Genomic DNA, 18,863 nt, shown 5'->3' with positions numbered 1-18,863 from the left:
CTTCCCTTTCAGCCGTCGGGCCAGCACCGACGGCGCAGTCGCGATCGCGGCGATCGTGACGTCGCACTGTGACGCCACCGCCCGACCGCATCAATAGCCTACGCGCGTGAGCGGACGCTTCGTGAGAGGCGCGCGGACGGGGCTGCGCGTGATTCGGCGCGTCCCTCTTGCCGTCGGCACGCATCCGGGCGAAAGCCGCTCCCGAAAAGGGAGTTGCCATGTCCGTGATGTCCGACCGCTGGATCCGCGAGCGCGCGCTGGGCGATGCGATGATCGAACCGTTCCACGAAGCGCAGCGTCGCGACGGCTGCATCTCGTACGGGCTGTCGTCCTATGGCTACGACGCGCGCGTTGCCGACGAGTTCAAGATCTTCACCAACGTCGACAGCGCGATCGTCGACCCGAAGGACTTCGCGGCGAACAGCTTCGTCGATCGCAAGACCGACGTCTGCATCATCCCGCCGAACAGCTTCGCGCTCGCCCGCACCGTCGAATATTTCCGCGTGCCGCGCGACGTGCTGGTGATCTGCCTCGGCAAGTCGACCTATGCGCGGTGCGGGATCATCGTCAACGTGACGCCGCTGGAGCCGGAATGGGAGGGGCATGTGACGCTGGAATTCTCCAACACCACGCCGTTGCCGGCCAAGATCTATGCGAACGAGGGCGCGTGCCAATTCCTGTTCCTGAAGGGGAACGAGCCTTGCGAGGTGAGCTATGCGGATCGCGCCGGTAAATACATGGGCCAGCGCGGGGTGACGCTGCCGCGGCTTTAGGGCTCGGGGCTCGGGGCTCGGGGCTCGGGCTGGATACTCGGTACTGCTGCCGCCGGAGAGACTGACGAGGGGCTATGGGAACATAGACTTGCTGCACGTTTGCTCCGCCTCGGGGAATTACCCGCTTCCGCCGCGGATTCAACGGCCCAGCGAGCTATCAGACACGTGAACAAATCGGGCGAACCGAGCCCTCCCCGTCCCCCCTCCCCGGCGAAGGCCGGGGTCCAAGTGGCGAGGTCTCGGTGACGACGCTCAACGGTCCGTCGGCAGCGTCCCAAATTGGGGGCCCGGCCTCCGCCGGGTGGTGTCGTGCTTCTCTTGATAGACGAAGTTTACGACTGCTGACGACGCTACGAGCACACCCGAACCAAGCACACGCGTCTTCGGCATACAGACCAAGCGCGGACGATTTGACCCCGCTGCCAAACCCACATGCCCAAACGGTGTTGTGCCTTGCAGCCGATCGCCGTTCGCCGTCCTACAGATACCGAACCAACAACCTTGCCGATCTCGTTTCCCCGCGAAAACGGTGGCCCAGCTTAAACTCCCGCCTGCGCGGGAGAACAAGAGCGCGCCCCCTTCGCGATCACGACCGCGAGATCAGCCTTTATCGAGTGGCGATCTGCTGCGCTTGCCGAGCGAGCGCACGGCTAGCCAGATCGTGCGACGATGCCACCGCGCCGGATGGCAGGTCCATCGCAACCGCAGGTCGCTCCAGCACCGCCGCATACAGCGCGCGTGCCTCCGATTCGCGACCCGTGCGGTGATAGACCGACGCGAGGTTGAGCATCAGTTCGGGGCGCTGCGGGAAGATCTTGCGCTCGGCGACGATGCGCTGCTCCGCCATCGACAGATCGCCGGCTGCGATCGCGACGTAGCCCGTGCGATCGACCGTCGCGGACTGGTCCGCCAGAGCCGGCGTCGCGGCGCCAAGAGTTGCGAGAACGAACAGAACGGACTTGCGCATCATCCATCTCCACTGACCTTCGCATTCCGGAAGGTTTCACTTTTGTGACAACGGTGTGTCACTTCGATGACTGTCATACAAGTACATTGATCAAGCGCGCTCTCGCGGGTTCATTGCCTCGATCGATCTGCCCCGCGTCGCTTCGATCCGAGCCTCGCTCGTCACGAGCACACGACAAAAAAGGGCGGCCCCGGAGGACCGCCCTTTGGACGTTCGATACTGTACGCAGGCGACTTAGAAGTCGTTGCGGTACTGCTCGTTGCCGATGAAGCCGAGCTTGGTGATCGCGGACCGCTTGATCACGGCCAGCGTGCGATCGACCACTTCGTACCGGGCCTGTGGATCAGGCTGGAAGTGAAGTTCGGGCTCGGGCGTCATGCCCGCGGACTGATCCAGATACTGGCGAAGCGTGACCTCGTCGACCGGCGCACCGTTCCACGCGATAACACCGGCGGCATCGATCGAGATCTTGTTCTTCTCGGGATTGACCGGGTTCTGCGGCTGGTTCGGGCTGTTGACCGGAAGGTCGACCTTAACCGCGTGCGTCTGAATGGGGATCGTGATGATGAACATGATGAGGAGAACGAGCAGGACGTCGATCAACGGCGTCATGTTCATTTCCATCATCGGCGCGCCATCTTCTTTGCCGCCGCTCATTGCCATTTTATACTACTCCTAATTACGTCCGAGCCACCATCAGCGTTCGGCATCAGCGTTCGGTGGTGCCGCCGGGAGGCGGTTCGGAGATGAAGCCGACGCGGGCGAACCCGGCCTGCTGCATCGTGTAGATCGTGGCGCCGATGCAGCGATACGGTGCGTTCACGTCGCCGCGAATATGCGCCTCAGGCAGCTCGAGGCCAGCGGCGTTGGCACCGCCCTGACGTGCGATCTCGGCCTTCAGCTTGTCCACGCCGCGCTGCAGCAGCTCTTCATGGGTAACCGGCGAAAGACCCCAGAATACCTGGCACTGCCCGTTGGCCGACGTCACCGACAGCGAGACGTTCTCGGGCTTGGTCATCGTCGGATCGAAGCGGACATCCGGGAGCTTCAGCTGCACCGCCTGGACCGCGACGGTCGTCGTCACCAGGAAGATGATCAGGAGCACGAGCATGACGTCGACCAGCGGCGTCGTATTGATGTCCGATATCGAACTCTCGGTGGAATCGCCACCAACACTCATCGCCATGTGCGAACTATCCTATCCATTTGATCGCCGCCGGAACCGCCGGCAGCAATGAAGCGGGGCAGCTGCGAGCAGCAGCCCCGCCTTTCACGCGTCTCAGTTGGCGCGCGGTACGCCACCGGTCTGGCCGGCAGTCGTGGTCGTCGTGACAGGCTTGGCCGGAACCGGCTTTGCGCCCGAAGCGATCGACGGACGAACCGCACCGTTCGACGCGAGGAAGCCGAGCACGTCGTTCGAGAAGGCCGACAGGTCCTCTGCGATCGACTTGTTGCGGCGCTGCAGCCAGTTGTACGACAGAACGGCAGGAACCGCGACGACCAGACCGAGGGCGGTCATGATCAGTGCTTCACCGACCGGCCCTGCGACCTTGTCGATCGATGCCTGACCCGATGCACCGATCTTCACGAGCGCGCGGTAGATGCCGATAACCGTACCGAACAGACCGATGAACGGCGAAACCGAACCGACCGTCGCGAGGAAGGCGAGACCGCCACCGAGCTTCGAGTTGATCGCGGCTTCCGAACGCGCCAGCGAACCGTGCAGCCAGTCATGCGCCTCGACCGGATCGGTCAGCTTCGAATGCTGCTCCTGAGCGGCGAGACCGTCGTCGACGATCTGCTTGTAGGCCGAGTTCTTCTCGAGCTTGGCCGAACCTTCGCGAAGGCTGTTCGACGACCAGAAGGCCTGACGGACGCGCTTGCCCTGGCCGATGATCTTCTGCTGCTCGAACAGCTTCGAGAACAGGATGTAGAACGACACGACCGACATCAGCACGAGGATGCCGAACACGGTCTGCGAAATCAGGCCGCCTTCACGGAGTGCGGCTTGCAGGCCGTACGGGTTGGCGTCGGCTGCGGCGGGCGCTGCCGCTGCAAGGATGGTGGTGATCATGATCGGTTAGTCCTCTGACTATAGTCAATGTCTGAAACGAAAAGTGCAGCGTAAACTGACCAGAGTATCGAGCCCAAATCACCGGGCCCGATAATCACTGGCCCAAATCACTGGGGCGGGATCTTCCACGTCACACGACGCGAAGAACTCGACCGGATCGGATTGCCCGCCGTGTCCATTGCCGGCGAATACCGACCACGCCGGGTGATCGCGGCGCATGCGGCCCGATCCAGCGCGGACGATCCGCTCGACGACGTCACGCGGCAATTCTCGACGCGACCCTGGGCATTGATGTCCCAAGCGATCCCAACGGTGCCTTCTTCCTCGGCGCGCAGCGAACTCGGCGGATAATCATCCGTCGAAACCCACTGAGCAGGATCACCCTTAGGTCCGGCTGCCTTGCTGACGACTGGCGGCGCGGGAGGCGCTGCTGGAGCCGGCGGGGCTGGCGGCGACGGCGGGGCCGTCGGCTGGAACTTGGGGATGATGCTCGACGTGGTAATCGCTGGAGCGGGCTGCGGCGTTACCACGACCGGCGGCGGCGTCACGACCGTGGTCGGTGGCGGCGGCAGGTTTGGCTGGTCAGGCGGCGGCGGCGGGGGCTCGTCGGGTGGAGGCGGCGGCGGTGGCGGCTCCACGTCGAACGTCGTCATCTTTTCCTGGGCCTTCTTTACGTACTGATACGCAAGGCCAGTGACGAAAGCATAGCCCAAGGCCGCATGAATCAGCGCGACGATCACGATCGCGACGATTTTGCCTCCGGACATCTTCTGGTCAGTATAGGCCATTCAGAAACGACACTCCCTTAATCTGCCTGCTCCGTACGCACGTATCCGCACTCGGTACGCGACACATACGTCTGCCGTTGGCCGGAATAACCACGGGGCAGTGCCCAAGTCCTATCGCCACGTTCTGCGACACGCAAACGCTTTGTCAGACGCAACAAACGTACAACCGTACGATGGCAGAATTATTTCTGTATCGTTCAGCTTCAGTCGCGTAGCCTGAACACATGAATCCACTGTTTCACGTTACGGCTTCGGCCCTCGCGATCGCCCTCGTCGCACTGCCCGCCGATGCCGGCCGGGCCCCGCCGCAGCCGCAGGTTTCTCCCGGTACGGCGCCTGTCACGGCAGGCCAGGCGCCACGGGAGGCGCCACCGGAAACACAAGGCGGGATCGGCTATGCCGACGTCGCCGACCTAGTTCTCTCGGCGCCGATCATCGCCGATGCGACCGTGCGGTCGACCGCGAAGATAAAGCCGGCCGAGGCGCCCAGTCTCGCGCCCGGGCTTGTCCGGCTCTATGTCGAAGTCGACGTCACGGCGCTGATCCGGGGTGCGGACGGACTGCCGCCGCGAATCGGGTACCTGCTCGATATCGCACCCGATTCCGCCGGCAAGGTGCCCAAGTTCAAGAAGGCGCGCGTGCTGATCTTCGCGCGGCCGGTCGCAGGCGCAGTCAACCAGGTCCAGCTGATCGCGCCCGATGCGCAACTCGACTGGACACCGACGGCGGATGCGCGCGCCCGCAAGATCGCCAAGGATGCGCTGGCCAGCGACGCGCCACCGGTTATCACCGGGATCGGCAACGCGTTTCACGTCGCCGGTGCGCTGCCCGGCGAAGGCGAGACGCAGATCTTCCTGACGACGGCGGATCAACGTCCGGTTTCGCTATCGGTACTGCGTCGCCCAGGCGAGGAACCCCGCTGGGCGGTGGCACTGAGCGAGATCGTCGACGAATCGGCAGCGCCGCCTGCTCCCGAGACGCTGCTGTGGTACCGGATGGCATGCGCGCTGCCGGCGACGCTACCCGAACGGAGCACCGGATCGCTCGAAGCCGCCGACGCGACGATCGCACGCGAGGATTACGCCTTCGTCCTGGCCGCGCTCGGACCCTGTGGACGGACGCGGAAGAGCTGAACGCCCTCACGATTTAGCGTTTGCCGATCTCCAGCACCTGCCCGGTAGTCGACTGCGCCTGTTCGAGAAAAGCGACGGCGGCATCGATGTCGGCGGGGTCTGCCTCCTCGCCCGGCACGACGGCGTTGAGCCGAGTCGACGGCGCCAACTCGACCGCCAGCGGCGCGATCGATGCCCTCGCCTGCGCCATCGTCAGCGCATCCAGCATCGGCGAGATAACGACGACGAGCGATTCGCCCCCCGCCCCGCGGACCAATGCCGCGATATCGCCACCCGACTCCAGCGTCAGCCGCATCCGATCACCGCCGATGACGGACGAGCGTGACCCCGATCGCCTCGTCGGCTTCGGCGATCGCGAGCTTCACGATCTTCACCTGCACCCGCAACACCCGCGCATCCTGCAGAAACAGCGTCTCGCAGATATGATCGGCCACGCCCTCGATCAGCGTGAAGTGCACGCCGGGCGGCAGCGCGGTGGTCGCCGCGTTCTTCAGGTCGAGATAGTTCTTGGAGGCGGACAACGGCGTATCCGGCGCAAAGCGCTTCGGGCAGACCATGTCGACGGTCAGCGAGATCCGCAGCGGCTGCGGCAGGTGCGTCTCTTCCGAATAGATGCCGGTCAGGACCTGCACTTCGAGATCGTGAACTTCGAGTTGAAGACTGTCTTCCATAGGCGCGCCTCTAGCAGACGCACGCCGAGATGAAAGTCGGCTCTTCGGAAGAGCGAACGCGGTCGGATATCCGGCCCCCTCGATCCTCCCCTGCCAGGGGGGGGTGGCGGGCACTTGCATGACGGAGGCGCAGTTCATGCACTATGCCCGCTGCGTGTCCCCCTTTTCCGAAGCCTTCGGTTATCCTTGCGTTCAGCGTCGCCAACGCTAAAGCGCGCTGCCCCACCGTTCACGCGCCGCCGACACGCAGTCGACACGCGGCGCATGCGGGGCAGGAGATGCCGGTGATCACGCTCGTCCCCCTCGATGTCATCAATCCGACTGCGGTCGAGATGTTGCTCGATGCCGCTTTCGGCCCGGATCGGTTCACGCGGACCGCCTATATGATCCGTGGCACCGGCACGCCGATCGCTGCGCTCAGCTTCGCCGCGGTCGAGGACGGCGTATTGGTCGGCTCGATCCAGTGCTGGCCGATCGCGCTGATCGACGACGACCGGCAAAGTCCGCTGGTGATGATCGGTCCGGTCGCCGTCTCCCCCAACCGCCAGGGCGACGGCATCGGCCGCAGCCTCGTCGCGCGGGTGCTCGACGCCGCTGCAGCGAACGGACTCGCCGATGCGCTCATGCTGATCGGCGACCCCGATTATTACGGTCGCTTCTTCGGCTTCTCGGCCGAGCGCACCGCATTCTGGGACGCCCCCGGCCCGGTCGAGCGCCACCGCCTGCTCGCGCGCGGCACTTCGGTACCGGATACCGCGGGCATACTCGGTCCACGCACGGCGGAGACGATACCAGTCACCGCATCCGTATAAGGCGCCGCTTTACCTCGGCCCCCTCCCCGCCTAGTCCGCCGCCATGCCCATGGATCCCATTCCCGATATCGCCTCGCTCAGTCTCGCCGAGATCGCCAAGCTCGTCGAGGAGGCCAAGTTGCCGCCCGTCGAGAAATGGAACCCGACGCATTGCGGCGACAGCGAGATGCGGATCGCGCGCGACGGCACCTGGTATCATCAGGGCTCGCCGATCGGGCGCCCGGCGATGGTCCGGCTGTTCTCGACGATCCTCCGGCGCGAACCCGACGGTACGCACGTCCTCGTCACCCCCGTCGAGAAACTCGATATCGAGGTCGAGGACGCGGCCTTCATCGCGGTCGAGATGAAGGCCGAAGGTAGTGGTCGCGATGCGAAGCTCGCCTTCCGGCTGAACACCGGCGACCTGGTTACCGCAGGCCCGGAGCATCCGCTGCGCTTCGTCGAGGATACGGATGGCCCTCGCCCCTACCTCGCCGTGCGCGGCGGAATGGAGGCGCTGGTCGTGCGCTCGGTCTATTACGAACTCGCCGAGCGTGCGATCGCCGACGACGCGACGCCCGCCGGGCTGTGGAGCGACGGCGCGTTCTTCCCGCTGGAGCCCGCTGCATGAGCCTCACGGAACGGATGACCGCGGCGCTGGCGAAGGGCGCCGGGTCGCACATGATCCTGCTCACCGGAGACCAGCATGACGGCGATCTCACTGCCGCCGACACGTTGCTTCCCGCGGCGGTGCTGATCGCGGTTACCGACCGCGCTGATCCCGGCGTGATCCTGACGCAGCGTACCGACACGATGAGCCGCCACCCCGGCCAGATCGCGTTCCCCGGCGGTCGGATCGATCCCGGCGAGGACGTCGTGACCGCGGCCCTGCGCGAGGCCGAGGAGGAAATCGCCCTCCCCCGCGACCAGGTCCGCGTGATCGGCGAGGCCGACAGCTACCGCACGGTCACCGGGTTCCAGGTGACGCCGGTAATCGGGATCATCCCGCCCGACCTGATCTTCACGCCGAGCGAAGCGGAAGTCGCCAGCGTCTTCGAAGTCCCGCTCGCGTTCCTGCTCGACGAGGCGAATCATGTCGAGGCGACGCTCGAATGGCAGGGCCACGACCGGCATTATTACGAGATCATGTGGAACGAGCGCCGTATCTGGGGTGCGACCGCAGCGATGATCGTCAACCTCGCGCGCCGTCTGAGGTGGTCTTGATACTCCCGGCTGCGGCGTGGCGCGACCGTGATGGCCTGGACGCACTGACTAAGGTTCTCGGCGCGGTAGAGAGCGAGTCGCGCTTCGTCGGTGGCGCGGTGCGCGATACGCTGCTCGGGATCGACGTCGCCGATGTCGATATCGCCACCCGCCTGCCCCCGCAGGAGGTGATCGAGCGGCTTCAGGATGCGCGGATCAAGGCGGTCCCGACCGGGCTCGCACACGGCACGATCACCGCGGTCACGTCTGCGGGGCCGGTCGAGGTGACGACGCTGCGCCGCGACGTCTCGACCGACGGCCGCCACGCGATTATCGCCTATACCGGCGACTGGCGCGAGGACGCGGCGCGCCGCGACTTCACGATGAACGCGCTCTACGCCGATCCCGCGACCGGCGAGATCTTCGATTATTTCGGCGGCCTGGACGATCTCGCGGCACGGCGCGTCCGCTTCATCGGCGACCCGCTGCAGCGGATCGCCGAAGATCACCTTCGCATCCTCCGCTTCTTCCGCTTCCACGCGCGGTTCGGCACCACGATCGACGAAGCCGGGCTCGACGCCTGCACCGCACGTGCCAACGACCTGATGGCGCTTTCGCGCGAACGCGTCGCGAGCGAAGTGCTGAAACTGCTGGTCGCGGCCAACGCCGTGCCCGTGGTCGCGCTGATGGTCAAGCGCGGCATCTTTCGTGCGGTGTTGCCGGAGATCGACGCGGCCGGTGCCGAGCGGCTCGCCCTCCTTGCCGACCGCGAGACGACGGCAGGCATCGCGCCGGACCCGATCCGCCGCCTCGCCATAACGATCGCTCCCGCAGCGGCCGAAGCCGTCGGCGCGCGTTTGAAGCTCTCGAACACCGACCGCAAGCGCCTGATCGCGGCCACCGCCGGCCCCGGCGAGGAAGGCCCGCAGGCACTTGCCTACCGCGTTGGCACGACCGTCGCCGTCGACCGCCTTTTGATCGCCGGCGACGACGTCACGTCGATCACGGACTGGACGCCGCCCGCCTTCCCGTTCTCCGGCGGCGCACTGGTCGAACGCGGGCTCCGCAGGGGGCCGGACGTCGCGGCAATGCTGCGCCGGGTCGAGACGCAATGGATCGCAGAACGCTTCCCCGACGCCTCACGGGTCGCGGCAATCGCCGACGAAATGGTCGCAACCGCGCTCTGAGGCGGCGTTTTTGAGTTCGAAGGAGCCGGACGCAGGGCATCCGTCATTCCCTTGCTCCGGTCTATCGGAGCAGGGCGGAGGCTAGGCGACCGACCCGATCATCGCATAGGCCGCATCGGCTTCAAGCGGCTTGGCATAGAAATACCCTTGCCCGAACGTGCACCCCAGCGCGGCCAGCGTCTGCGCCAGTTCGTTCGTCTCGATACCCTCGGCGGTGGTCTTCATCCCCAGCGCCTGCGCCAGGCTCAGGATCGCGCGGACGATCGACACCTTGTCGCGGTCGGCGAGCATGCCTGAGACGAAACTGCGATCGATCTTGAGCACGTCGATCGGCAGCTTCTGGAGGTATGCGAGGTTGGAATATCCAGTCCCGAAATCGTCCATCGCGAGCGTCGTGCCAAGCGCCTTCAGCGCATGCATCGTGCCCGCGATGCGGTCCGGATCGGTGACGATCGCGCTCTCGGTCAACTCCAGCGTGAAGCGATCCCCGCTCAATCCGGTCGACGCCAGCGCCGCCTCGACCACCGGCGCGATGTCGTCGCGCTGCAACTGGATCGCCGACAGATTGACCGCGACCTTCACCCCGCACGATCCGCCGTGGCGCATGTCCCAGTCAGCCAGCGTACGAGCCGCCTCTTCGATCGCCCAGCGCCCCAACGGCACGATCAGGCCGGATTCCTCGGCAACCGGGATGAATTCGGTTGGGTTGTGTGCGCGCCCCTGTTCGTCGGTCCAGCGGGCGAGCGCCTCGAACGACACGATCCGGCCGGTCGCGAGATCGCAGATCGGCTGATACGCCAGCCGCAGTTCGCGATTCTCGATCGCGCGCCGCAATGCGGTCTCCATGCTGAACTGCGCGCGGGCAATCGCGAAGTCCTGCGGCAAATAACTCTCGGCGCGACCGCTCACCTTCGCCCGCTTCACCGCGAACTGCGCGTGGCGGATCAGTTCGGCGACGTCGGCAGCCTCGTCGGCGCCGTACGCGATGCCGACCGAGCATTCGACGCTGATCTCGTAATCGGTAAGCCGAAACGGCATCGTCAGCGTCCGCTGGATCCGCTCGGCCAAGGCGTGCGCCTCGTCGCGGTCATTGTCGACCGTCATGAGGATGCCGAACTGATCGCCACCGATGCGCGCCAGCGTATCGCGGGCGCGCAACGCCCCCTTGATCCGCCGGGCGACGGTGATCAGCAATTCGTCACCAGCCAGCGAGCCGAGACACGAGTTCAGCCGCCCGAACCGGTCGAGATCGATCGCGAGAACCGCGCTGGCGCTACGATCGCCGATATCCTCGATCAGTTCCTCGAATCCCTCGCGGTTCGGCAAACCGGTCAGGCTGTCGGTCGTCATCTCGCGGCGCAGGCTGCGTTCGGTCTGGATCTGCGAGGTCTGGTCGATGAAACTGATCGTGCAGCGATCGCGCAACGACGCGAACGTCCGCGCGATCGTCACGCGGTAATAACGGCAGTCGATCTCGTCCCCCAGCGACCATTCGAAATCGGACTGCAAGCTCGCCGAATCGAGGAAGGCAAGGATACGCGACCCCAGATCGGCGATCATCGGCGATCGCTCGGCGATGACGCCCAGGCCGGCCAGCCGATAGGCGCGGTTCATCGCGAACAGATCGAACACACCGGCGTTCACCACCACGTGCGCCGCCGGTATGGGAACGAGTTCGAGCGCCCGCGCGACGAGTTCCGTCGCGACGATTGGTTGCGTCATCGCATCCGGGGCCATCGATGCCATGCGCCTTGCCTAGCCGACGTTCGTTAAAACGTCCTGAAGGAACCGAAACGGCTCTTAACTGTCGTTTATCGCCAATCTTTCGGTTTTACAGCGTGCTACCGCTGGATTTACCCGAACCGATTATCGCGCGGAAAACCGGTCGGTGGCATTCTTCCTGCTGCGCCGCGTGCCGCACGCCATGGGCCAAGGTCCGATTCGGTCCGGGTTCTTCCCGTGCCGCCGCCCATCGCCCAGCTCAGACCCTCGGCAAAGACGAACGTGATCGCATCCGCGAGCCCGCCGTCACGGTAGCGCTGCAACTGCAGCCCCTGCCCGCGCGTCATCTCGACCAGTTCGGCGAGCGGGAACACCAGCATCTTCCGGTTGTCGCCGATCGCCGCGACGTAGTCGTCGTTGGGGCCGATCGGTCGAACGATCTTCAACTGCGCACCCGGCCGCGGCGTCATCACCGTCTTGCCCTTGCGGGTCTCGGCGATCACTTCCGCCGAACTTACCGAGAAACCGCGCCCATCGGTCGCCACCACTAGGAGCTTGGGATGCTTGCTAGCGGGCAGTAGCGCGACGATCCCGACGCTGCCATCGAGGTCGATCATCGCCCGCACCGGTTCGCCGAACCCGCGCCCGCCCGGCAGCTTGTCCGCCGCCAGCGTGTAGAACCGCCCGTTCTCCGCCGCGAGCAGCAACTTGTCAGTTGTCTGTGCATGAAACGCAAACGCCGCCCCGTCCCCCTCCTTGAACTTCAGCGCCTCCGGGCTCGCCAGATCATTGTGCCCCTTCATCGCCCGGATCCAGCCGCGCTGCGACAGGATCACGGTAATTGGCTCGCGCTCGATCATCGCCTCTAGCGGGATGTCGCGGGTCGGTGCATGCTCTTCGATCGTCGTGCGCCGCTTGCCAAGCACCGTTTCCAGACCATAGCGATCGCGGATCTTCGCCATGTCGCGCTTCATCCGCGCGCGCTGCTTCTTCGGATCGGCGAGCAACGCGGCGAGCGTCGCCTGTTCCTTGTCGAGCTTGTCGCGCTCGGTCTTGATCTCGAACTCTTCGAGCCGCCGCAAGCTGCGCAGCCGCATGTTGAGGATCGCCTCGGCCTGACGATCGGTCAGCGCGAACTCGGCGATCATCACCTTCTTCGGCTCGTCCTCGGTGCGGATGATCTCGATCACGCGGTCGAGATTGAGGTACGCGATCAGGTAGCCGTCGAGCAGTTCGACGCGGTCGGCGATCTTCGCCAGCCGGTGCTCGGTACGCCGGCGCAGCACGACGAACTGGTGATCGACCCACGCCGCCAGCGCCTCACGCAAGCTCATCACGCGCGGCGTGCGATCCTTGTCGAGCACGTTCAGGTTGAGGCTGATCCGCGTCTCGAGATCGGTCAGCCGGAACAGCCCGTCCATCAGGATCTGCGGATCGACCGTGCGGCTGCGCGGTTCGAGCACGATGCGGATCTCGGTATCCGATTCGTCGCGCACGTCGGCGAGGATCGGCAGGCGCTTCGCGTTGATCAGATCGGCGATCTGCTCGATCAGCTTGCCCTTCTGCACGCCGTACGGGATCTCGGTGACGATCAACTGCCAGCCGCCGCCCTTCTCGCGCTCGGTTTCCCAGCGCGCTCGGACGCGAAAGCCACCACGTCCGGTCGCATAGGATTCGCAGATCACCGCGGGTGGGTCGACGACCAGCCCGCCGGTCGGAAAATCGGGCCCCTTCACATGCTCAAGAATCGCCGCATCGTCGGCGTCGGGCGTGTCGATCAGCACGATCGCCGCCTCCAGCAACTCGGCGGCGTTATGTGGCGGAATGCTCGTCGCCATGCCGACCGCGATCCCGCTCGCGCCGTTCGCCAGCAGGTTCGGGAACAGCCCCGGGAACAACTCGGGCTCGTGATCCTCGCCATTATAGGTCGGGCGATACGCGACCGCGTCCTCGTCGAGCCCATCCATCAGGTCGATCGCGACCTGCGTCAGTCGCGCTTCGGTATACCGGTATGCGGCGGCGTTATCGCCGTCGATGTTGCCGAAATTGCCCTGCCCGTCGACCAGCGGATACCGCATCGCGAACGACTGCGCCAAGCGCACCATAGCGTCGTAGACCGACTGGTCGCCATGCGGATGATACTTGCCGATGACGTCGCCGACGACGCGCGCGCACTTCTTGTAGCCCTGCGCGGGATCGAGCTTCAGCAGTCGCATCGCCCACAAGAGGCGCCGATGCACCGGCTTCATCCCGTCGCGCACGTCGGGCAGCGACCGCGCGGTGATCGTCGACAATGCATAGACGAGGTACCGCTCGGACAGCGCGCTGTCGAAGGGGGCGTCGACGATGGAGTCGAACGGATCTTTGAAATCGGTGGCCATTGCGCGCAGCGATAGCAGCCGCGAACGAAACGATCAAAGCATGAACGTACGAAGCGGCCTGCACGTTCGATCACGACGATATGCCCGCATGACGCGGTCGATCGAGCCCGCTACACCAACCTTATGATCCGCCTTGCCTTTATCGCGCTCGCCGCAATGTCCACGCCCGTCATGGCGCAAACGCCCGCTCCCCCGCCGGCCAAGCTGTTGACATGGCCCGACCTGACGAAGCGGCAGAAACCGATGCCCGATGCGACCGTCGACTATGGCACTGACCAGATGCAGAAGGTCGACGTCTGGCTTCCTAAGGGCAAGACCAAGGGGCCGTTCCCAGTGGTCGTGATGGTGCATGGCGGCTGCTGGACGACGAGCATCGCCGACCGCAGCCTGATGAACTGGATCGCCGACGACCTCCGCAACGCCGGCGTCGCGGTCTGGAACATCGACTATCGCGGCGTCGACCGCACCGGCGGCGGCTATCCCGGCACGTTCGCGGACGCTGCCAAGGCCGCCGACCAACTCAAGGTCAGCGCCAAGACGTTCAACCTGGACACGCGCCGCGTGCTCGCGATCGGCCACTCGGCTGGCGGCCACCTCGCGCTTTGGCTAGCCACCCGCCCGAAGCTTTCGACGACGAGCCCCCTCCACACCGCGCACCCACTCCGCATCCGCCAGGTCATCAGCCTCGGCGGCCTGCCCGATCTCGAAGCCACCGCGACCAATGCCGACAATGGTTGCGGCACCGAAGTCGTCGCGAAACTGGTCGGCACGCCCACGCCGCAGCATCCAGACGTCTACGCCGACACCTCGGTCCCGCGCCTCCTGCCGCTCGGCATGAAGCAGGACCTGATCAACGGCCGCGAAGACCGGATCATCCCCTTCGTCATGGCAACCGACTATATCGCCAAGGCAAAGGCGGCCGGCGACACCGCGACGCTAAACACCATCCCCGCGACCGGCCATGTCGAACTGATTGCGCCCGAAACGCCCGCCTGGGCCGAAGCCAGACGCCTGATCCTGACCTATTTCGGAAAGAGCCAGTGACTCTCGAAGACGCCCGCGCGCTCGACGCGACCGATCCGCTCGCCGCCTACCGCGACAAGTTCGCACTCCCCGAGAGCGTGATCTACCTCGACGGGAACTCGCTCGGCGCGCTTCCCAAGGCCACGCCCGCCGCACTCGCCGACGTCGCCACCCGCCAATGGGGCGACCGCCTGATCCGCAGTTGGAACGAAGGCTGGATCGAGGCCCCCCAGCGGATCGGCGCGAAGATCGCCCCGCTGATCGGCGCGCGCGCGGATGAGGTCATCGTCGGCGACACCACGTCCACGCATCTTTTCAAGGCGTTGGTCGCCGCTCTTCGCAGCAACCCCGACCGGCACACCGTCGTCAGCGAGGCCGGCAACTTCCCTACCGACCTGCACATCGCCGAGGGCGCAGTCGCCTGCGTGCCCGGCGGGCGTCTGAGAGTTGTCGCCCGCGCAGACCTCGCCGCCGCGCTCGACGACGACACCGCCGTGCTGCTGCTCACCCACGTCCACTACAAGACCAGCGACCGCTTCGACATGCCCGCTTGGACCGCTCGCGCGCACGCCGCCGGTGTGCTCATGCTCTGGGACCTCAGCCACAGCGTCGGCGCGGTCCCGATCGACCTCGCCGGCGCGCAAGCCGATCTCGCCGTCGGCTGCACGTATAAATACCTCAACGGCGGTCCCGGCGCGCCCGCGTTCCTCTACGTAGCGAAGCGCTGGCAGGAGGCGCTCGCCAACCCACTCTCCGGCTGGATGGGCCACGCCGCGCCCTTCGCGTTCGAGGACGCCTACCGCCCCGCCCCCGGCATGAAACGCTGGCTCGCCGGCACCCCCGCGATGCTGTCGACCGCGGCACTCGAAACCGCGCTCGACCTCTGGGCCGACATCGACCAGCATGCCGTCGCCACCAAGAGCGCCCAATTGTTCGACATCCTCGCCGCCGTGGGCGATGCGCTTGGCCTCGACTGCGTCAGCCCCCGAGACCCCGCCAAACGCGGCAGCCACATCAGCTTCCGCCACCCGCACGCCTACGAACTCACCCAAGCCCTCATAGCCCGCGGCGTCATCGGCGACTTCCGCGACCCTGACATCCTCCGCCTCGGCCTGACGCCGCTGTACCTCAGCCACGAAGATGTCTGGCGGGCCGGCGACATTCTGCGCGAAACGCTCGAAACCGAAGCCTGGCGAGACCCCGCCTTCGCCGAGCGCCTCGCTGTCACCTGACACCGCGCTAAGCCGCGATTGCACCCCCCGCACCCTTCGCCTATAGGCGCGGCCTATTCCGGCCTCGGCTTCGCGGTGCATAGCGCGTAGGCTGGGGCCGCTCGATTTTCACCGCTCGATTTCCAGGGGACCGCGCATGGCTCGCCGCCGCCAGATCTACGAAGGCAAGGCCAAGATCCTCTACGAGGGTCCCGAGCCGGGCACGCTGATCCAGTATTTCAAGGACGACGCGACCGCGTTCAATGCCCAGAAAAAGGGCACGATCAACGGCAAGGGCGTGCTCAACAACCGGATTTCCGAGCACATCTTCACGCTGCTCGATCATATCGGGGTGCCGACTCACTTCATCCGCCGCCTCAACATGCGCGAGCAGCTGATCCGCCAGGTCGAGATCGTCCCGATCGAAGTCGTCGTGCGCAACGTCGCCGCGGGCTCGATCTCGACGCGCCTCGGGATCGAGGAGGGCACCAAGCTGCCCCGCACGATCATCGAATATTACTACAAGGACGATGCGCTCGGCGATCCGATGATCTCCGACGAACACATCGCCGCGTTCGGCTGGGCGAGCCAGGAGGAGATGCACGACATCGCCGACCTCGCGATCCGCGTAAACGATTTCCTGTGCGGGCTGTTCGCCGGCGTCGGCATCCGCCTGGTCGACTTCAAGCTCGAATTCGGCCGCATCTTCGACAACGACTTCGGTCGGATCATCCTCGCGGACGAGATCAGCCCCGATGGCTGCCGTCTGTGGGACATGGAAACCAACGAGAAGATGGACAAGGATCGCTTCCGTCGCGATCTCGGCGGTGAAGTCGAAGCGTACCAAGAGGTTGCACGCCGGCTCGGCCTGCTGCCCGAAGGTGCGGACAACGCCGTCCTCGACCTCGAAAAGCATCGCAAGAACCGGGGCAAGTAAATGAAACTCAAGGTTTTCGTGACATTGAAGCCCGGCGTTCTCGATCCGCAGGGCCGGGCCATCCACCACGCGCTCGGCAGCCTCGGCTTCGACGGCGTGCAGGACGTCCGCCAGGGCAAGCTGATCGAGCTCGAGGTCGCCGACGATACCGACGACGCGACGATCGACGGCATGTGCCGCAAGCTGCTCGCCAACACGGTGATCGAGAATTACCGGGTCGAGCGCGCATGAAGACCGCCGTCATCGTCTTTCCGGGCTCCAACTGTGACCGCGACATCGCCGTCGCACTGGAGGCGGTGACCGGCGTCAAGCCGCGCATGGTCTGGCACGGTGATGCGGACTTGCCGGCGGATGTCGGACTGGTCGCGGTCCCCGGTGGGTTCTCGTATGGCGACTACCTGCGCTCGGGCGCGATCGCGGCACGCTCGCCGATCATGCGTGCGGTCGTCGAGCAGGCTGGTAAGGGCTTGCCTGTGCTCGGTGTGTGCAACGGCTTCCAGGTGCTGACCGAGGCGGGTCTCCTGCCCGGCGCGCTGATGCGCAATGAGGGGTTGAACTTCGTCTGCCGCGACGTCGCGCTGACGGTCGAGACGGCGAGCTCGACGTTCACTTCGGGCTACTCAGCCGGTGAACGCGTCTCCTTTCCGGTCGCGCATCATGACGGCAACTATTTCGCCGACACCGAGACGCTCGACCGCCTTGACGGCGAAGGTCGCGTCGCCTTCCGTTACGCGGAAAGCGTCAACGGTTCGGCTCGCAATATCGCCGGGTTGCTCAACGACAAGGGCAACGTCCTCGGCATGATGCCCCACCCGGAGCGGCGCATCGAAGCAGCGCACGGTGGCACCGATGGTCGTCGTTTGTTCGAGGGCCTGCTGGAGGCGGTCAGCGCTTAAATCTCCCCACAACCTCCTCCATCACCCCGGACTTGTTCCGGGGTCCACGGTCCCGGCGCAATCAATGGCCGGAGAGAGCGCGGAACTGTGGATGCCGGAACAAGCCCGGCATGACGGAGAGGCGTGACGGGTAGGCGTCAAACCCGCGTTCGGAACGGCGAGAAGTCCGTCCCCCGGTCATACACATCGACTCCTTCGCGCCGCTTCAGCCACCCCACCGCGACATAGGTCAGCGGCGTCAGCAGCACCTCCCACGACACCTTCAGCAAGAACTGGCTGACCATCACCATGAGCATCGCCTCGACCGGCCAGTCCGGCGCACCGTAGAACGCGAGCGGATAGAAGATCAGGCTGTCGAACGCCTGCCCGACCACCGTGCTGCCGATCGTCCGTGTCCACAGCATCCGCCCCTGCGTCCAAATCTTCATCCGCGCGAGCACGAAGCTGTTGGCGAACTCGCCCACCCAGAACGCGCAGATCGACGCGAACACGATCCGGGGCACTTGGCCGAACACGGACTCGTACGCGGCCTGCCCCGTCCAACCGGCATCTGGCGGCAGCGCGACGACGACCGCCGACATGAACACCATGAACAGCATCGCGCCGAACCCCGCCCAGATGCAGCGCCGTGCGTACGCATAGCCATACACCTCGGTCAGGACGTCGCCGATCACATAGCTGATGGGGAAGAACAGGATCCCCGCCCCGAACGGCCACGCGCCGATGAACGGCAGGTCGATCACCGCGCGCTTGCCCGCGCCGATCACGTTCGACAGCAGCAGGATCGTGACGAACGCCGCCATGACGAAATCGAAATAGCGAAACTGCGTGCCGCCGACCGCGCTCGCGTCCACCGGCTTCGCCCCCTGCGCGTGATCCGTACCAATATCCATGACCGACATTATGATCGAGGTTCCAAGCCCGCACAATCCGCGCTAGTCGTCGCCGCAGCGCGCGCCCGTAGCTCAGCTGGATAGAGCAAGGAGCTTCTACCTCCTCGGTCGGGGGTTCGAACCCCTCCGGGCGCGCCAACCGCTTTCCCGAAATCCCGACGCACAAAAAAACGGCCGGATCGTGAGATCCGGCCAGTCGTGGGAGAGACGGTG

At 65.4% G+C, this 18,863-nt stretch carries 21 protein-coding genes and 1 tRNA gene; 12 read left to right on the top strand and 10 right to left on the bottom strand.

Translation table 11 applies throughout. The features are described 5' to 3' along the window. Positions 1–218: 218 nt before the first annotated feature. Positions 219–773: a dCTP deaminase gene (gene dcd, locus IFR23_RS09945; RefSeq protein ID WP_055878967.1), complete on the top strand. Its 555-nt coding sequence runs from the start codon at positions 219–221 to the stop codon at positions 771–773. Positions 774–1,380: 607 nt separating this feature from the next. Here the strand turns inward: dcd and IFR23_RS09940 are convergent. From IFR23_RS09940 to IFR23_RS09920, 5 genes are all read right to left on the bottom strand, one after another. Further along, a complete protein-coding gene (locus IFR23_RS09940) occupies positions 1,381–1,740 on the bottom strand; it encodes a tetratricopeptide repeat protein (protein WP_192144946.1) in 360 nt (119 codons plus the stop codon). 234 nt (positions 1,741–1,974) lie between these two features. Further along, complete coding sequence (locus IFR23_RS09935; RefSeq protein WP_181321086.1) at positions 1,975–2,403, bottom strand: ExbD/TolR family protein; 429 nt, start codon at positions 2,401–2,403, stop codon at positions 1,975–1,977. 46 nt (positions 2,404–2,449) lie between these two features. Continuing rightward, positions 2,450–2,926, bottom strand: coding sequence for an ExbD/TolR family protein (locus tag IFR23_RS09930; RefSeq protein WP_107961980.1), 477 nt, complete (start codon positions 2,924–2,926; stop codon positions 2,450–2,452). A 93-nt stretch (positions 2,927–3,019) separates the two neighbouring features. After that, complete coding sequence (locus tag IFR23_RS09925; protein ID WP_107961979.1) at positions 3,020–3,814, bottom strand: MotA/TolQ/ExbB proton channel family protein; 795 nt, start codon at positions 3,812–3,814, stop codon at positions 3,020–3,022. A 107-nt stretch (positions 3,815–3,921) separates the two neighbouring features. Further along, the gene (locus tag IFR23_RS09920) at positions 3,922–4,581 is read right to left on the bottom strand and encodes an energy transducer TonB (RefSeq protein ID WP_446740788.1); all 660 of its coding nucleotides are present in this window, start codon (positions 4,579–4,581) and stop codon (positions 3,922–3,924) included. 245 nt (positions 4,582–4,826) lie between these two features. Here IFR23_RS09920 and IFR23_RS09915 point away from each other — a divergent pair, with 245 nt between their 5' ends. Beyond that, positions 4,827–5,735: a hypothetical protein gene (locus tag IFR23_RS09915; RefSeq protein WP_192975750.1), complete on the top strand. Its 909-nt coding sequence runs from the start codon at positions 4,827–4,829 to the stop codon at positions 5,733–5,735. A 13-nt stretch (positions 5,736–5,748) separates the two neighbouring features. Here IFR23_RS09915 and IFR23_RS09910 read toward each other — a convergent pair whose 3' ends face one another. Further along, positions 5,749–6,030, bottom strand: a complete 282-nt coding sequence (locus tag IFR23_RS09910; protein ID WP_192975749.1) for a Rossmann fold domain-containing protein — start codon at positions 6,028–6,030, stop codon at positions 5,749–5,751. A 4-nt stretch (positions 6,031–6,034) separates the two neighbouring features. Next, positions 6,035–6,406: a dihydroneopterin aldolase gene (locus IFR23_RS09905; protein WP_107961975.1), complete on the bottom strand. Its 372-nt coding sequence runs from the start codon at positions 6,404–6,406 to the stop codon at positions 6,035–6,037. Between the two features lie 284 nt (positions 6,407–6,690). Here IFR23_RS09905 and IFR23_RS09900 point away from each other — a divergent pair, with 284 nt between their 5' ends. The 4 genes from IFR23_RS09900 to IFR23_RS09885 are packed head-to-tail and all read left to right on the top strand — an operon-like array spanning position 6,691 to position 9,587. Next, positions 6,691–7,218: a GNAT family N-acetyltransferase gene (locus IFR23_RS09900; protein WP_192975748.1), complete on the top strand. Its 528-nt coding sequence runs from the start codon at positions 6,691–6,693 to the stop codon at positions 7,216–7,218. A gap of 43 nt (positions 7,219–7,261) precedes the next feature. Next, entirely contained in the window at positions 7,262–7,828 is a 567-nt protein-coding gene (locus IFR23_RS09895) for a DUF1285 domain-containing protein (RefSeq protein ID WP_107961974.1), read from the top strand. Continuing rightward, entirely contained in the window at positions 7,825–8,421 is a 597-nt protein-coding gene (locus tag IFR23_RS09890) for a CoA pyrophosphatase (protein ID WP_107961973.1), read from the top strand. The genes IFR23_RS09895 and IFR23_RS09890 overlap by 4 nt, the downstream gene beginning before the upstream one ends. Next, complete coding sequence (locus tag IFR23_RS09885) at positions 8,412–9,587, top strand: CCA tRNA nucleotidyltransferase (RefSeq protein WP_342344925.1); 1,176 nt, start codon at positions 8,412–8,414, stop codon at positions 9,585–9,587. Before IFR23_RS09890 ends, IFR23_RS09885 begins: the two co-directional genes overlap by 10 nt. An 81-nt stretch (positions 9,588–9,668) precedes the next feature. Here the strand turns inward: IFR23_RS09885 and IFR23_RS09880 are convergent, their stop codons facing one another. Next, positions 9,669–11,333, bottom strand: coding sequence for a putative bifunctional diguanylate cyclase/phosphodiesterase (locus IFR23_RS09880; RefSeq protein WP_192975746.1), 1,665 nt, complete (start codon positions 11,331–11,333; stop codon positions 9,669–9,671). Between the two features lie 107 nt (positions 11,334–11,440). After that, a complete protein-coding gene (gene parC, locus IFR23_RS09875; RefSeq protein ID WP_192975745.1) occupies positions 11,441–13,690 on the bottom strand; it encodes a DNA topoisomerase IV subunit A in 2,250 nt (749 codons plus the stop codon). Between the two features lie 123 nt (positions 13,691–13,813). Here parC and IFR23_RS09870 point away from each other — a divergent pair, with 123 nt between their 5' ends. The 5 genes from IFR23_RS09870 to purQ all read left to right on the top strand — a co-directional run bounded on the left by IFR23_RS09870 (position 13,814) and on the right by purQ (position 17,757). Beyond that, positions 13,814–14,734, top strand: a complete 921-nt coding sequence (locus tag IFR23_RS09870) for an alpha/beta hydrolase family protein (protein ID WP_244655582.1) — start codon at positions 13,814–13,816, stop codon at positions 14,732–14,734. Next, positions 14,731–15,945, top strand: coding sequence for a kynureninase (gene kynU / locus IFR23_RS09865; protein WP_192975744.1), 1,215 nt, complete (start codon positions 14,731–14,733; stop codon positions 15,943–15,945). Before IFR23_RS09870 ends, kynU begins: the two co-directional genes overlap by 4 nt. Positions 15,946–16,081: 136 nt before the next feature. After that, positions 16,082–16,861, top strand: a complete 780-nt coding sequence (gene purC, locus IFR23_RS09860) for a phosphoribosylaminoimidazolesuccinocarboxamide synthase (protein ID WP_056050712.1) — start codon at positions 16,082–16,084, stop codon at positions 16,859–16,861. Next, on the top strand, positions 16,862–17,092 hold the full coding sequence (gene purS, locus IFR23_RS09855; RefSeq protein WP_056050714.1) for a phosphoribosylformylglycinamidine synthase subunit PurS: 231 nt from the start codon (positions 16,862–16,864) through the stop codon (positions 17,090–17,092). Further along, positions 17,089–17,757, top strand: a complete 669-nt coding sequence (gene purQ / locus IFR23_RS09850) for a phosphoribosylformylglycinamidine synthase subunit PurQ (RefSeq protein ID WP_192975743.1) — start codon at positions 17,089–17,091, stop codon at positions 17,755–17,757. Before purS ends, purQ begins: the two co-directional genes overlap by 4 nt. A 137-nt stretch (positions 17,758–17,894) precedes the next feature. Here purQ and IFR23_RS09845 read toward each other — a convergent pair whose 3' ends face one another. After that, positions 17,895–18,650 carry a queuosine precursor transporter gene (locus IFR23_RS09845; protein WP_192975742.1) on the bottom strand — a complete coding sequence of 252 codons (756 nt, stop codon included), beginning with the start codon at positions 18,648–18,650 and terminating at the stop codon, positions 17,895–17,897. Between the two features lie 61 nt (positions 18,651–18,711). Between IFR23_RS09845 and IFR23_RS09840 the strand changes: the two genes are divergently transcribed. Beyond that, a tRNA-Arg gene (locus IFR23_RS09840) sits at positions 18,712–18,788 on the top strand. The last annotated feature ends 75 nt before the right edge of the window (positions 18,789–18,863 follow it).

The organism is Sphingomonas sp. CFBP 13603 (assembly GCF_014892665.1).
In the GTDB taxonomy this organism is placed as follows: Bacteria; Pseudomonadota; Alphaproteobacteria; order Sphingomonadales; family Sphingomonadaceae; genus Sphingomonas.
Note: the sequence above shows the minus strand (reverse complement) of the source record. Positions and strands in the feature narration are given on the sequence as shown.